We start from the raw sequence: 14,292 nt of genomic DNA, 5'->3' as shown, positions 1-14,292 counted from the left end.
AGGGATGACGATGCAAAGTGAGAAACTTTGGACGAAGGATTTCCTCGGAACTTGTTTTAGTAGTCTATTTCTTTTCTTAACATTTTACATGCTTATGACTACTCTGCCTGTCTATGTCATAGACGGCCTAAAAGGAAAACCTGAGGAAATTGGTTTAGTTGCAACTGTGTTTCTTATTTCTTCTGTTTTATGTAGACCATTCACAGGAAAATGGCTCGATGATTTAGGAAGAAAGAAAATATTATTTATTTCACTTTCATTATTTTTAGCCGCTACTGTTATGTATTTCGGTGCGCAAAGTTTATTCTTATTACTTGCCCTTCGCTTCTTGCACGGTATTGGGTTCGGGATGGCAACGACAGCTACTGGTACGATTGTAACTGATGTTGCGCCAGCTCATCGACGAGGCGAAGCGCTTGCATATTTCGGCGTATTTATGAGTCTGCCGATGGTAATTGGTCCTTTTTTAGGTTTAACAATTATTTCTCATTTTTCGTTTACTGTATTATTTATCGTTTGTTCCGTATTTTCATTACTTGCATTTTTATTAGGACTACTTGTAGATATTCCGCACGAAGCACCTGTTAGCAAACAAAAACGTGAAAAAATGAAATGGAAAGACTTAATCGAACCATCTTCTATTCCGATTGCACTTACAGGATTTGTTTTAGCCTTTTCTTATAGTGGTATTTTATCCTTTATTCCTATTTATGCGAAAGAACTCGGTTTAAGTGAAATTGCAAGTTACTTCTTTATTTTATACGCACTTGTTGTTGTCATTTCTCGTCCATTTACAGGAAAGATTTTTGATCGCTTCGGTGAAAATGTACTCGTTTACCCTGCTATCATTATTTTCACAATCGGAATGTTCATATTAAGCCAAGCACAAACTTCATTTTGGTTCCTTGGCGCAGGTATGCTAATCGGTTTAGGTTACGGGACATTAATTCCGAGTTTCCAAACGATTGCGATTTCTGCCGCTCCAAACCATAGACGTGGTTCTGCGACAGCTACGTATTTCTCATTCTTTGATAGTGGTATTGGTTTTGGTTCTTTCATTTTAGGTATTGTCGCAGCGAAATCCAGTTATCATAATATGTATTTTATCGCAGCTATTATCGTTGCGTTCACTTTACTTTTATATTATGGATTACACGGACGAAAACAAAAATTCAAGAAACAACCTACAGACGGAAAAATTTCCGCTTAACGTTAATAAGGAAAGTAAACTTCCCCGTTTACTTTCCTTATTTTGTATTTCTTTCAAGACGAGCGTATACTTATAGTAGAAATAAAAAGGAGGGCCATATATGAAACTAAAAAAATCTCCCCTACTCTTACTTATACTAACATTCATATTTGTAATTACAGGGCTTGGGTTTACTTACTTCAAACAAAATAAAACGCCCCCATCAAAACATAATGTGACAAAAGAAAACTGGTTAAATGACCCTTACTTACGTTGGTCGTACACACACATGAAAGAATTCACTTTAGTTAATGACGTAAAAAACAATCCTGACCAAATTGCTCACTTCCCTTCCGCATTGCAAAACTTAGACGATTTTGCTGTGGAGCGTAGATTCGGAAATACAACTCCTCTAAAAAAACTTTTAGATGATAACAAAACAGATGCTTTTGTCGTTGTACATAATGGACAACTTGTTTACGAACGATATTTCAATGGGTATAAACAGAATGAACCTCATGGTATGGCATCATTAGCAAAAGTCTTTACCGGGGCAATTATACAATCTCTCGCTGAAGAGAATCATATCGATTTAGAGAAAACAGCTGACACTTACATAAAAGAATTAAAAAACACACCGTTCGGTAATGCCACACTTCAGCAATTAATGGACATGCAAGTTTCAGCTGAATATCCTACTCATGGATATGAGCAACCTGGGCTAGAAAATCAAGATGCACAATTATATTTAGCTAGCAATATTTTACCCCGCGGCAAAAATTACGACGGTCCGATGAAAATTTATGATATGTTACGGGAAGCCGAAGAAACTGCACCGCCTGGTTCTGCCTTTTCTTACAATAACGGATCAACAGAAACGCTCGCTTGGATTATTAGAACTATTACTGGTAAATCACTGGCTGAAAATGTAAGCGAACGAATTTGGTCTCAAATTGGTATGGAAGAAAACGCGTATTACGTTACAGATGAAACAAAAGTAGAACAAGCTAGTGCTGGATTAAATGCAACTGCTAGAGATATGGCGAGATTCGGGCAATTACTATTAAACAACGGGGAATATAACGGAAAACACATTCTCCCTTCTTCTATTACAGAAAGTGTAAAAAATGTCCAAGAAGGTGAACTTGCAATTGGCCCTGGAGCTTCCATTTCTTATCATAATCAATGGTGGATTCCGCACAATGAACAAGGTGCTTTCGAAGTGTTAGGTAGTTACGGACAAACACTTTATATCGATCCAAAAACAAATATGGTGATCGTTCATTTCTCTTCTAACGCAACGCCAAGTAATGAAATACATTCGGTTTACTCAAATATGTATATTGATATTGCACATCATTTAGAAAAGCTTCCACAGTAGTGGAAGCTTTTTCATTACAGTACATTATTTACACTACTATACCAATTATCTTTTCGTTATTAGAAAAGATTGAAAAAACAATTACCTAAAATACACCTATCGAAAATTTTATAAGCAGTTTACAATTTTAATTGAGCGTTTAACTTATACATCCACATCTTTTGGAGAATGTATTAAAACACTTCCCTTACAAAGATTGTCTGTTCATATTGGTCGAAAATTTCTTCTATAGATGAAAATAAAGTTTCTTCCGGGATGATGAACTTTATTTTTTGACCATTTTTTAACATGAAGGAAATCGTTCCATTATCATTAAAACCTGTATGAAACGTTCCTCGTTTATTTAATAGTACCTCTTCAATTATATTTATTTCAATTGAAAAGTTATTCTTTAATTGCAAGAGTTCATGTACATCGCCAGTATGTATTTTTACATCTATTTCAGTTTCTAAGTTTAATTGTTTTTTCTCAATTTTTTTGAACCAAAACAAAAACAATAGCTCTGAAATACCAGGTAATTGTTTTTTATAAGCATGTCGGCTATGAAACTGTCCGCCAATCTTTATAAAATATATACAGTCACCTGTAATAAAAACTTTATAATATATATCTGCCGTAAACATTTTAGGCTTTAAAAGATAAAAACTTTTGATCATAATTCCCCCATCAATTTTAAATGTATTTGTATAAACATTTTTAGCTAGATTTGTGCTAAAACATATTTCTCATGTAATGCAACACTATTGTATTGAATCTCCTCTCCCTTTGCAACAGTTGCTTTGAAGCCAACTAGTAACCTTTCTCTATACTATCCCTATAAGTGCTACCCCATTTCCAACCGTTTTCTTCTAGTATATTAAAAGCAGAATTTGATACAAGGCTCTATATCAACCTATCAATAAATTACCACTCTGTAAATATCTGAATTTTCTTTATATTGAAGGTTATCTCCTAAACAACCTCGAATAATTGTAATACATATACATAAGGAGGTTGATCTATTTTGTTTCGTTCCTTTACAAATGGTTGCGTCGCCTTAGTGCAACGCTTCTTGCCAGAACCGTTTATTTTATCATGTTTACTAACTGTTTTCGTTATCTTCTTTGGTATGTTTGCGACTCACCAAACACCTGTAGAAATGATTAATCACTGAGGTAATGGAATTTGGGGACTCCTCGCCTTTTCTATGCAAATGGCACTTGTACTCGTGACTGGATCTGCTTTAGCAAATGCTCCTCTTATTAAAAAAGGATTAACGAAAGCTGCCAGACTACCAAAAACAACTGGACAAGGCATTATTGCCATTTCAATTGTAAGTTTACTCGGTGCATACATAAACTGGGGCTTTGGAATTGTTGTATCTGTTTTATACGCAAAAGAAGTGGCAAGGCAGCTGGACGGATTAGATTATAGACTAGCAATCGCCTCTTCTTACTCTGGATTTCTCATTTGGCATGCCGGTCTTTCTGCCTCTATCCCTCTTACGTTAGCAACAGGCGGTGAAACGTTAATTAAAACGACTGCTGGAAGTATTAAAGAGGCGATTCCAATAACAGAAACGTTATTCTCACCATACGCTCTCGTTCCAGTTATTATTTTTCTCATTACGATGCCTCTCATTAATAAAGCGATGCATCCAGATGAAAAACATACGATTACAGTAGATCCTAGCGTGTTCCATGAAGAAGCTGCTGCTCAAGAAGTAGAAAAAAATACGTTCGCTGAAAAGATGGAAAATAGCATTATTATTACACTTTGCGTTGGATTGTTAGGTCTCATTTATATTTTCAATTACTTTTATACGAAAGGTTTTAACCTTACTCTCGATATCGTGATTTTTATGTTATTAATTGCAGGTCTTATTTTCCACCGTACTCCGATTCAGTATATTCGTGCTTTTTCAGACTCTACGAAAAGTGCTTCTGGCATTTTACTTCAATTTCCGTTTTACGCAGGAATTATGGGCATGATGATTGGAGTAAATAGTGAAGGACTTTCACTTGGAGGAGCTATTTCTAATTTCTTTATTAGCATTTCAAATGAAACGACTTTTCCGCTCTTTACATTTTTAAGTGCTGGCATTGTTAACATTTTCGTTCCATCTGGCGGCGGTCAATGGGCTGTGCAAGCACCAATTATGATTCCAGCTGGCGCTGAACTTGGTGTACCTGCTGCAAAAACAGCAATGGCAATTGCATGGGGCGATGCTTGGACGAATTTAATTCAACCTTTCTGGGCATTACCAGCATTAGCGATAGCTGGTTTAGGTGCTCGTGACATTATGGGATTTTGTGTTGTGAACTTACTATATGCGGGTTTTATTATTAGTCTATGTTTCTTATTTATTTAAACGAAAAGCTAGTTTTATACTAGCTTTTTTACATAATAAATCACTTATTTCCCACGCAATTTATAATCTTCTCCCACCTGACTCCGTAAGATGTAATGACTCAAATGCAAAAAAATCTTCGCACACTTTTTTAATTAGATGTGGATTTCCCCTCAAAAAATTCCACTGTAATACTTTAGGAAGAAAATGCATTTCATATTCTTTACTTCCCCGTACTACCTCATCAACTTCTCTTTCACAAATTCCTCTTATTAAATAATCATTTCTTAACTCTATTTGAATTTGCTGAAATGTTTCGCTACATTTTTTCAATTGAAGTAAACATGTAACATACTTCCGAAAAAGTTCGCCATCATACTGAACACAGTTTATAATACGATCGACTTCATTCATAATGCACGAGCCTTTTCTTCTATTTGTAATAACCATTTCTCACGCTTTGATACTTTACTCGTTTTCACAGATTGAAACACTGACCGTTTTATATCGCGAATGCCACAAAAACGTAAAACACCTCTCTTCATTATAATCCAATCTACTGATCGATATAACAATGCGACGTACCATAGAGGCGAGTCTAACGTATTAATAACCCACGCTTTTTTCCCTTGCAATAATCCTTTCGGCAGAGCCCCTTCATATTTATAAGCAAATCCAGCTACGAAAATACGATCAATAAAACCTTTTAAAATTGCTGGCATCCCCCACCACCATATTGGATAGATGAATAAAAGTGTATCTGCTTCTTCTACTAACGTTCTATACCGAGCTGTTTCCTCTTCATTTACTAAATCGCGTCTTTTCTTCTCTTCATTAAATACGAGGACTGGATCAAATTGTTCTTTGTATAAATCAAGTACGGTAACTGAATGATTTGTTTCCTGTAGTCCTTTTTGCACATGATTGAAAATTGCCGCGTTAAAACTTGAAGGGTTAGGATGGGCATATATAATTAGTACGTTCACTACAAAACAACTCCCTCTATACGTTAAAGTTTCCCCTTCTTTAATAACTTCTCTACAATTTGTACGTTTTTCGAACTTTGCAACAATCGATTTAATAATATAAGTAACTCTTCTTTTTCTAAATCTTTCAGTTTCTCTTTAACTGCACTCTCACCAGCACCTTGCATATCATAAACAACTGCCGCCATATGTTTACAATAATTTTCATAGGGACACTCACAGTTACTTTCTGAAAAATCTTCGAGATCGATAACTACTTCATAATTCCCTGCATTTCCAGTAACGAAAGCAAACACTTTTTTATCTTGTATTTCAACATCTTCTACATGCCCATCTTCATAATATTCATATCCCTTATCTACAATGTACTTTGGGATCCATTTCGTTATATCTTTTAATAAGTAAGCGTACATAATTGTACCCCTTCCTTTAATTCCCTTTTGACTTCAAAAATCCTGCATGTTATTCTAATTACTGTTAAGTAGCAAGTCTACGTGACAAAACGACTGACACCTATTCGGCGAAGGTGTCTCTTTTCATTTGCAGCCGATATGAATTGCCTCTTTCAGGCACATTCAATTTTTGACACTACACACTCAACACCATTCCCTGTATCAGGCTGCTTTAGCAGTCTTTTACTCTACATACTCCGTTATTTTAAGAAAAAAGAGAGCTTAGCTCCCTTTTCTCGCCTTATACAATACCCCTTTTTCAGCATAGAGATATTCATCAGCTAATGTAATTTTCCCATCCAGTTTTAGTTCGTCTAATAATCTTGATAAATAAAATTGATGCAACATCTTTTTCGTGAATTTTCCTTCATGATGCGAAACGATATGTTCTTGAATATCTAACAATGATATCGGCTTATCTTGCTCTATCATATATTCATAAACTGTACTACGCAGTTTTACGTATTTTTCGAGTGTCACAGTAATGCGCAACCCCTTTCTTCTTAATATAAATTTTCGTAATCGGTTTTTTTGCAATAAAAAAACCTCTCCGATAAGAAGAAGTTACGTATATATCTTCGTCTTATCTCCCAGAACAAATATGTTCTGCTGGAATTAGCACCTGCATCGCGGTTGCTGGGTTTCATCGGGCCAGTCCCTCCACCTCTCTGGATAAGAAAATATTCACTTAATTCTTACTATACGTAATTCCACTTTAATTGTCAAACAAATATAATAAATATAACAAATTATATTTTCTTCCTTACTGTTCATACTACCCATATACGAACATGCAAGGAGGATTATGAAATGCATCAAAATGCTCGCGGATATGTACAAGATTCTTTTCAATCATTACAAGAAGCTAAAAATTGTTTAGAAGAAGCGCTCGAAACAGTTGAAAAAGATTTTAATCGCGCTCGTATTGAACAATCACTTTATGCTGTTGAACAAGCTATTCAACGTTGCGAGTACACCGTTCACATTTTAGAAAAAGATTAAAAACTTCCCATCAATTGATGGGAAGTTTTTTCAAATGGCATACTTCATAATTATTGCCGTTATGATTAAAAAATATACAGAATTAGCAATTTCTAAAATTCCTACTTTTATAATAGAAATTTTTTTGCCATACAACACAATTGCTCGAATGACACTTGGTATAAAAATAAGAGAACACCACGGATTAATCGCAAATACAATTATCGTTAATACGATATGATATCCCCAAGATATAAGACGATACTTCGGATTATTTTTTTCACGAATCATCGTTTTCACATAGAACGTACTACCTAAAAAGTATAAAAATGAAATAAGTGCAATAAATATAGCTGTATGATCGATTTGCTTCATTGAAAAGTAATAACTAATTAACCCACCGATACAAAACACAATAATCGCACAAATATCATTTAATAGTGCTCTTTCATTTTTTTGACGAGCGTAATACATATTCACTATAAATAATGGAATCATTACTATTACGAATAAAAGAATTCGCCACTCATATAATAAAGAAATCGTCCCAAATAGGAACGCAATAATAAAATAAACAATGGCAGCTTGTAAAAACTCTTTTTTTCGTCTTTGCTTTATGTACGTAAGAAATGGATACGTGGCTAAATAGATAAAGAACCACGCTAAAAACAATGGAATATGATAAATAGTAGGTTTCCCAAGTATGACACTTAATAAAAAAGGAATAACAAGCATAGCCCATGCACCATGTTGCTTCGGAATAACTAACTTCATTAACTATACACCTCCCTTTTGAAAAAAGTTCTCACCTACAATTATACAAATAATTTTATATAATAGCGGATGCATATTGAATCGATTTTTTGACAAAAAAATGCTCCTTACATTATGTAAGAAGCATGAAAGAGGCAAACGAATATGTAAGTCGCGACCCTACCTTATATGAGTATGCTTTTCTATGTCACGTTATGCTCATCTAATATACCGTATTTCTTTTTAAATCTTGTAAGAATCGTAATCCATGAAGTACTAAATAGTAATAAGAAAATAACATTCGAAATCGCATGGCTCAAATCAAAGTAAAAACTTGCGATATAATACGAAATGACAGTTTCCCATGTTGCTTCTCGTATAAAACCGAGAAGGCCCCAGAAATTCATAATCCAGCCAAATAAAAAGCCAACAATTACTCCGTAAAGAAGTCTCCCCCATAGCTTTTTCATAAAAAATGTATTACGAAGTAAACCTGCTATAAAACCAATCATGCCCCACGAAAACATTTGCCACGGTGTCCATGGACCTTGTCCCAAAAAAATATTAGATACGATTGCTGCTGTAGCACCAATCATAAAACCAGTTTCACTTCCAAATACAATTGCAGAAACGATAATGACAAAAGAAGTTGGTTGTACACTTGGTAAAATAGAAAATGGTACCCGGCTTACTGCTGCAATTGCCGCTAATACAGCAACGAGAACAATTTCACGTGAAACAAACGCCTTTCTTTCAAAACGGATATAGAAAGGTAACATAATAACCGCTAATATAAACAAACTACTTAACATGTAATAACCGTCCATGACAAGTGTCGTAAAGAGTAATGTGCCGATTATTACTGCAAAGATACATATTATGAATGCAACATATCGTTTGGACAAGCTTCGTACACATCCTCCCACGTTAATGCATATGGCAATTCTTTTCGAATGAATCGATTAATAGATGTTGTATAAAAGAAGTTGCCGCTAAAAAATTCTTTCGGTGCATCATTCATAATGACTGTTCCATCAAATAACATCATACATTGATCCACGTATTTCGCTGCAAACTCAATATCATGCGTTGCCATTACAATTGTTGTACCTTCTTTTTGTAGCTTCCTAAATAGCTCTCCTACTCTTTCTTTCTTCCATGGATCTAATCCCTTTGTCGGTTCATCCAGTAATAATAAAGTCGGCTTTGATAACAACGTCGTACATAACGCAAGTAATTGTTGCTCTCCTCCGCTACAATCGTGCGGATGGCGTTCTTTAAGCGAATACAACCAAAACTGTTTTAGCGTATCTTCTGCTATTTCTTTTCCTTGTTCTCCATATAATTCACGCGCACGTTCATAAACCTCGTCCCATACTGTATCAAATGTAAAATGGTAATACGGATGCTGCGATACATACCCAATACTTTTAAACCGTTCTTTCGAATCGATTTTATGTATCACTTTTCCGTTCCACTTTACTTTTCCTCTTCTCGCTTTTTGTAATCCTGCTAAAATCGTTAACAGTGTAGACTTACCTGTACCGTTCTTCCCAACGAGCGCTACCCATTTTCCTTTTTCAATCGAAACTGATAAATCACGTAAAATAAGCGGACTATTTTTTTCATATTGGAACGAAATATGCTCTGCGCTTAAAATTACCTCTTGCTTTTCACTTTGTGCTATTGGGTCATTTACATATGATATCGCTGCAAAATCATTCATTTTCATTTGCGCCTCTCGCACTGTAAACGGAATATCTCTCACATTCCACTCTAAAAATAGCCTTGGAATTTGCGGAATAAATGGACGGAATGTTTCTACTCCCCACATATCCGTAATAACAATTTTAGGACTACCATCATACATAATACGGCCATTATCCATACAAACAACGCGTGTTGCAAGCGGGATAACTTCATCTAAACGATGTTCACTTAAAATAATCGTAATTCCAAGTTCTTCATTAATCCGTTTTAATAATCCTAAAAACTCTTTTGCAGCGATTGGATCTAACTGCGCTGTCGGTTCATCTAATAATAGCAATTTCGGCTGCATAACTAATACCGCAGCTAAATTGACAAGCTGCTTCTGCCCACCAGATAACGTATGAACAGATTGATGCAATAAATCTTGAAATCCTAAAAAGCTAATAAGCTCTGCTATTCTTTTTTGAATAATATGTGATGGTAATCCGATATTTTCTAAAGAAAATGCTAATTCTTGAATCACTGTATCCATAACGATCTGGTTTTCTGGGTTTTGAAATACCATCCCAATTTCTTGGGCAGATAACAAATCAGCTACTTCCTCTATTAAAACACCCTCATAAAATATCTCTCCAGAACGCGTACCAATTGGAAGTAACTCCTTTTTAAAATGTTTTAATAACGTCGTCTTCCCAGATCCCGATCCTCCAGCAAGTGCAATAAACTCACCTTTTTGAACAGAAAGAGAAATATGCTGTAACGCGTATTCGTTTTCATCAGCATATACAAATGATAAATTGTTTATTTCTGCATGCGCCACCATATCCATTCTCTCCCTTCCATCATAATTGGTAAACTAATAAACAGTGTAAATAATACAAACATCATTCCATCGTATTGCTGGAATAAAATAGATTCGACTTTCGGATAAATAATCAATTTCCCTCCGCCATAATTACTACATACAATAGCAGCTATAAATAAAATGATTAAATAACTGAGCGTATACCAATCACGCCTCTCCATTCTATAGCGAATATACGTCGTACGCTTCGTTACACCAAATCCACGAGCTTGCATAGAATCTGCCGTTTGCAGTGCATCTTCTAATGAACAAATTAATAATACTTGCAGCAATTGCATACCATTTTTGACGCGTTCAATTATCGAACCTGAATCTACCTGCACACCTTTCGTTTTTTGGACGAGTGTGATTTTCTTTAATCGTCTTATAAACAAAGGAACAAATCTCACTGTAATCATCGTTAACAATGCAACTTTCGGTGAAATTCTTGAAAACAAATATAAAAATTTATGACTGGAAATAATATCATTGTATGACGCAAACGTAAACATAACTGCAACTAGTAATAACCCCATTACTATTCCAAACATAATCGCCTCAAGCTTAATACGGCTATCACCTAACCAAAATAACGTAGTTCGACCTCTATGCGTTAATAACGAATTAAATAAAATTACCATAAAAAAGAAAACAATTGTGCTCGGTAGCATCTTTCTTATCTTTTCGCTATTTCCTTGCATCACATTTAACATAATAATTAATACTATTGCTCCAATTAAAAAAAGAGGATGAAGACACATCGTACATAGTATCATCACCCCGATATAATAGAAAAAATTCACAAAAGGATGTAAAGAAGAAAAACTTATTTTCATAGCCCTTTACCGAATGCCTTTCTTATTGTAATACGTATACCCACTCAATTGTATCTCCTGGTTTTACCGTAACTACACCAGCACTATGGTTTGGAAAAGCACCGTTCACACGATATTTCCAACCACTAGTATCCGAAATATCTTTTTCATATAAATCATTAATACCTTTTACATAAATACTATCTCTAGATCCGCTTGCATCAACATCTAATCCTGTACGTTGCAATACTTTATACACTGTATCGCCTTCTTGTACATCCATCTTTTTCGCACCCATTATATATCCGTTATTTCCTTTTACCGAGATTGTTACTTGTTTTGCTTGTGGTTTAGGCGGTGGAACCGGATCTGGTTTTCGTTGTTCAGAATTTGGAACGGTCGGAGTCGGTATCGTTTTCTCCGCTTTATTCGGATCTTCTTTTTGCTCCTGCTTCGGTGTTTCTTTCGGCTGATTCACAACCTTTGCTTCTTCTTTTACTTCTGGTGCTTTCGGTTGTTGTTTCTCTTCTTGTGCTTGTTGCTGCTCTGGTTGCTTATTTACAGCCGGCTGTTCTTTCGGTTGTTCCTGTTGTTTCTCTTCTTTCTTTACCTCTGGTTGTGCCTGCGGCTTTTCCTCTTTCGGCTTCTCTTCTACTTTTTGTTCTTGTTTCTCTTTCTGTTCTTCTTGCTGCTTTTGCTCTGATTCAGCTTGCTTTTCTTCTGTTTTTTCTTCCGGCTTCACTTCATCTTTTTGTTCTTCTTGTTTCGCTACCTCTTCTTGCTTCGGTTCTACCTTCTTCTCAGGCTTTACAGCTGCCTCTTCACATCCGGCAAGTAGCCCGAGCGAAAGCAGTAAAGAAATGAACCATTTCACCTTACTCATTCTATCTCTCACCTTTCATACGAAAATTAGGAGCAAATAATTGCTCCTAATTTTTTGTTAAGCTGCTTTACGTCTCCATAATACATATGCAGAAGCAATACATAATACACCCATACCTACTTCTGTTGCTGCACCATGAGAAGATGCTCCTGTTTTTGGTAGACTGTTACCGTTTCCGATTTTTTTATTCTTAACCGGTTCGTTATCTACAACTACTTTTAGATTTTCATCTTTTGTTTCTTGTTGTACTTGTTTTTGTTCTTTCGGTTCTTCAATAACTTCTTTTTCTACTACATTATTTTCTGGTTCAACGACCTTTTCTGGCTCTTCAATCGGTTTTGGCTTAATTACATTACCAGCGTCTACATTAGACCAATCATAAATAGATTTTCCCATTTCCTTAAATTGAAGTAATGCTAAAAGAGCCTGTTCTGTAGCCATTCCGTTACCATTTTGATCACTTGGTAACCATTTAAATTCACCATTTGAAAGTTGATATGATAATAGGTTTTGCATTGCCTTATGAAGACGATTTTGATCTACATCTTTAACAAGCGATAATCCAATAATTGCTTGCGCAGTACTATTTGAATTTTCTTGTCCATCAGCTGAAAAACCGCCATTTTGCAGCTGTTCGTTATATAAATACGCAACAGCTTTTTGTATAGCTGGTTTCACATCTGATCGCTCTTGATAAGGAGCTAATGCTGATAAAACCATACCTGTTACATCAACGCTACTAGCACTATCTTTACTACCTGAACTATTATAAGTCCATCCACCGTCTGTATGCTGATTATTTAACAGTGCTTCCACTAGAGCAACTCTGTTCCATTTTGATTCAACTGGAATCTCATACTTTTTCGTATCAAATGCAAGTAAAGCAAATGCATAACCTGTAACAGAATTCACTTTATCTGACTCATACAATTTTTGAACTAAATTATGTCCACCTACATTTTTAGGGTCTGCACTCATTGCATTCATCATAATAATTGTTCTAGCTAAATCTGTCGCTGAAAAACGATTAATGCGCTTTTCTACTTTTTCAGTTACTGACTTAACATAATTTAATTTTGCCTCAATTGGCACATTCTTTCCAGAACGAGAAAGCGCTACAGCTACCCAGTCACTTTCAATTCCATCTTGTAACATCTTATCTGATGTTTTAGAAATGGCTTCGTTTAATTGTGCACTTGGATTTTGAATGTTCTCTTGCTTTGGTTGTTCTGGTTTTTCATCATTTGTTTTTGTACCATCTGGTTTTTCTTGTTTTGAACCATCCGTCTTTGGTTCTTCTGGTTTTTCTTGTTTTGGATCATTCGTCTTTGGTTCTTCTGGTTTTTCTTGTTTTGGATCATCCGTCTTCGGTTCTTCTGGTTTTTCTTGTTTTGGATCATCCGTCTTTGGTTCTTCTGGTTTGCCACCGTTAGGTTCTTCTGTTTTACACGTCCCGAACTTATCTAACGTTTCTTTCAATGTTTCCTGGCTTATATTGCTCCAGTCTGAAACAAAGCGAAAGACAACAACATCTCCAGATTTTAATTTATAACTATCTGCTCCGACTTCTGCAGACTTATCATTTACATCATATAGCCAAGCACTTGTAGCCCCGGCCATTAAACCATCGATTTCTTTTACATATGTTCCAAACGACATTGTTTCAGATTCTACTTTGTCCCCCATGACCTTTTGCAGCAAACTTAAAGCTGTTTCCCCATCTTTAATTTGCTCTTCTTTCGGACATAACATAATGCCCTTTTGTGATTCCCCAATAATTGCAAGTTTTGCTGTATTTCCTTCAGCAAACGTAATATGTACTGTATTCGCAAAAGAAACAAATACAAGTGTCACTGCCATTAACGACGTAAGCAGCCACTTTTTCAACATTGCCATCCCAAAATTTCCTCCCTTACTACCATTTACACAAAAAAAGGCCCTTCAAGGGCGTGCGATTGACACTCTCTTT

General features: G+C 35.5%; 13 protein-coding genes, 2 pseudogenes and 1 riboswitch. Of the genes and pseudogenes, 4 read left to right on the top strand and 11 right to left on the bottom strand.

The features are described 5' to 3' along the window. The first annotated feature begins 10 nt into the window (after window positions 1-10). Entirely contained in the window at window positions 11-1,210 is a 1,200-nt protein-coding gene (locus HMAS_RS08055) for an MFS transporter (RefSeq protein ID WP_001190318.1), read from the top strand. A gap of 100 nt (window positions 1,211-1,310) precedes the next feature. Next, window positions 1,311-2,570, top strand: a complete 1,260-nt coding sequence (locus HMAS_RS08050) for a serine hydrolase domain-containing protein (RefSeq protein ID WP_116344750.1) — start codon at window positions 1,311-1,313, stop codon at window positions 2,568-2,570. 173 nt (window positions 2,571-2,743) lie between these two features. Here the strand turns inward: HMAS_RS08050 and HMAS_RS08045 are convergent, their stop codons facing one another. Next, a complete protein-coding gene (locus tag HMAS_RS08045; RefSeq protein WP_000597308.1) occupies window positions 2,744-3,226 on the bottom strand; it encodes a hypothetical protein in 483 nt (160 codons plus the stop codon). A gap of 347 nt (window positions 3,227-3,573) precedes the next feature. Here HMAS_RS08045 and HMAS_RS08040 point away from each other — a divergent pair. After that, window positions 3,574-4,920: pseudogene (locus HMAS_RS08040) on the top strand (short-chain fatty acid transporter). A 40-nt stretch (window positions 4,921-4,960) separates the two neighbouring features. Here the strand turns inward: HMAS_RS08040 and HMAS_RS08035 are convergent. From HMAS_RS08035 to HMAS_RS08020, 4 genes and pseudogenes are all read right to left on the bottom strand, one after another. Beyond that, a pseudogene (locus HMAS_RS08035) lies at window positions 4,961-5,313 on the bottom strand (group-specific protein). Beyond that, window positions 5,310-5,885, bottom strand: coding sequence for an NAD(P)H-dependent oxidoreductase (locus HMAS_RS08030; RefSeq protein WP_001101573.1), 576 nt, complete (start codon window positions 5,883-5,885; stop codon window positions 5,310-5,312). The pseudogene HMAS_RS08035 and the gene HMAS_RS08030 overlap by 4 nt, the downstream one beginning before the upstream one ends. 23 nt (window positions 5,886-5,908) lie before the next feature. Further along, window positions 5,909-6,298 (bottom strand): SWIM zinc finger family protein, encoded by a 390-nt coding sequence (locus HMAS_RS08025; RefSeq protein WP_000271527.1) that lies wholly within the window; start codon window positions 6,296-6,298, stop codon window positions 5,909-5,911. A 261-nt stretch (window positions 6,299-6,559) separates the two neighbouring features. After that, window positions 6,560-6,817, bottom strand: coding sequence for a hypothetical protein (locus HMAS_RS08020; RefSeq protein ID WP_000171476.1), 258 nt, complete (start codon window positions 6,815-6,817; stop codon window positions 6,560-6,562). A 100-nt stretch (window positions 6,818-6,917) separates the two neighbouring features. Next, window positions 6,918-7,016: riboswitch (SAM riboswitch) on the bottom strand. Window positions 7,017-7,147: 131 nt separating this feature from the next. Here HMAS_RS08020 and HMAS_RS08015 point away from each other — a divergent pair. Then, a complete protein-coding gene (locus tag HMAS_RS08015; RefSeq protein ID WP_000554032.1) occupies window positions 7,148-7,339 on the top strand; it encodes a hypothetical protein in 192 nt (63 codons plus the stop codon). A 30-nt stretch (window positions 7,340-7,369) separates the two neighbouring features. On the opposite strand, the gene HMAS_RS08010 is transcribed toward HMAS_RS08015, so the two are convergent. The 6 genes from HMAS_RS08010 to HMAS_RS07985 form a co-directional block, all read right to left on the bottom strand. Further along, complete coding sequence (locus tag HMAS_RS08010) at window positions 7,370-8,092, bottom strand: YwiC-like family protein (protein WP_000779976.1); 723 nt, start codon at window positions 8,090-8,092, stop codon at window positions 7,370-7,372. Window positions 8,093-8,274: 182 nt separating this feature from the next. Further along, window positions 8,275-8,976, bottom strand: coding sequence for an ECF transporter S component (locus tag HMAS_RS08005; RefSeq protein WP_000044901.1), 702 nt, complete (start codon window positions 8,974-8,976; stop codon window positions 8,275-8,277). Next, window positions 8,949-10,610: an ABC transporter ATP-binding protein gene (locus tag HMAS_RS08000; RefSeq protein WP_025708760.1), complete on the bottom strand. Its 1,662-nt coding sequence runs from the start codon at window positions 10,608-10,610 to the stop codon at window positions 8,949-8,951. The genes HMAS_RS08005 and HMAS_RS08000 overlap by 28 nt, the downstream gene beginning before the upstream one ends. Continuing rightward, entirely contained in the window at window positions 10,583-11,461 is an 879-nt protein-coding gene (locus HMAS_RS07995; protein WP_002178524.1) for an energy-coupling factor transporter transmembrane component T, read from the bottom strand. The genes HMAS_RS08000 and HMAS_RS07995 overlap by 28 nt, the downstream gene beginning before the upstream one ends. Window positions 11,462-11,483: 22 nt before the next feature. Then, window positions 11,484-12,323 carry a DUF4430 domain-containing protein gene (locus HMAS_RS07990; RefSeq protein ID WP_000048898.1) on the bottom strand — a complete coding sequence of 280 codons (840 nt, stop codon included), beginning with the start codon at window positions 12,321-12,323 and terminating at the stop codon, window positions 11,484-11,486. Between the two features lie 57 nt (window positions 12,324-12,380). Further along, the gene (locus HMAS_RS07985; RefSeq protein WP_001241088.1) at window positions 12,381-14,219 is read right to left on the bottom strand and encodes a DUF4430 domain-containing protein; all 1,839 of its coding nucleotides are present in this window, start codon (window positions 14,217-14,219) and stop codon (window positions 12,381-12,383) included. Between the last annotated feature and the right edge of the window lie 73 nt (window positions 14,220-14,292).

It is taken from the genome of Bacillus sp. HMA207 (assembly GCF_003402455.1).
GTDB classification, from domain to species: domain Bacteria; phylum Bacillota; class Bacilli; order Bacillales; family Bacillaceae_G; genus Bacillus_A; species Bacillus_A cereus.
Note: the sequence above shows the minus strand (reverse complement) of the source record. Positions and strands in the feature narration are given on the sequence as shown.

Excerpts from the sequence above, each read along its gene's own strand:
- HMAS_RS07990 (WP_000048898.1), bottom strand. The coding sequence starts at position 12,323 with ATGAGTAAGGTGAAATGGTTCATTTCTTTACTGCTTTCGCTCGGGCTA.
- HMAS_RS07985 (WP_001241088.1), bottom strand. The coding sequence starts at position 14,219 with ATGGCAATGTTGAAAAAGTGGCTGCTTACGTCGTTAATGGCAGTGACA.
- HMAS_RS08025 (WP_000271527.1), bottom strand. The coding sequence starts at position 6,298 with ATGTACGCTTACTTATTAAAAGATATAACGAAATGGATCCCAAAGTAC.
- HMAS_RS08000 (WP_025708760.1), bottom strand. The coding sequence starts at position 10,610 with ATGGATATGGTGGCGCATGCAGAAATAAACAATTTATCATTTGTATAT.
- HMAS_RS08010 (WP_000779976.1), bottom strand. The coding sequence starts at position 8,092 with ATGAAGTTAGTTATTCCGAAGCAACATGGTGCATGGGCTATGCTTGTT.
- HMAS_RS08055 (WP_001190318.1), top strand. The coding sequence starts at position 11 with ATGCAAAGTGAGAAACTTTGGACGAAGGATTTCCTCGGAACTTGTTTT.
- HMAS_RS08050 (WP_116344750.1), top strand. The coding sequence starts at position 1,311 with ATGAAACTAAAAAAATCTCCCCTACTCTTACTTATACTAACATTCATA.
- HMAS_RS08015 (WP_000554032.1), top strand. The coding sequence starts at position 7,148 with ATGCATCAAAATGCTCGCGGATATGTACAAGATTCTTTTCAATCATTA.
- HMAS_RS08045 (WP_000597308.1), bottom strand. The coding sequence starts at position 3,226 with ATGATCAAAAGTTTTTATCTTTTAAAGCCTAAAATGTTTACGGCAGAT.
- HMAS_RS07995 (WP_002178524.1), bottom strand. The coding sequence starts at position 11,461 with ATGAAAATAAGTTTTTCTTCTTTACATCCTTTTGTGAATTTTTTCTAT.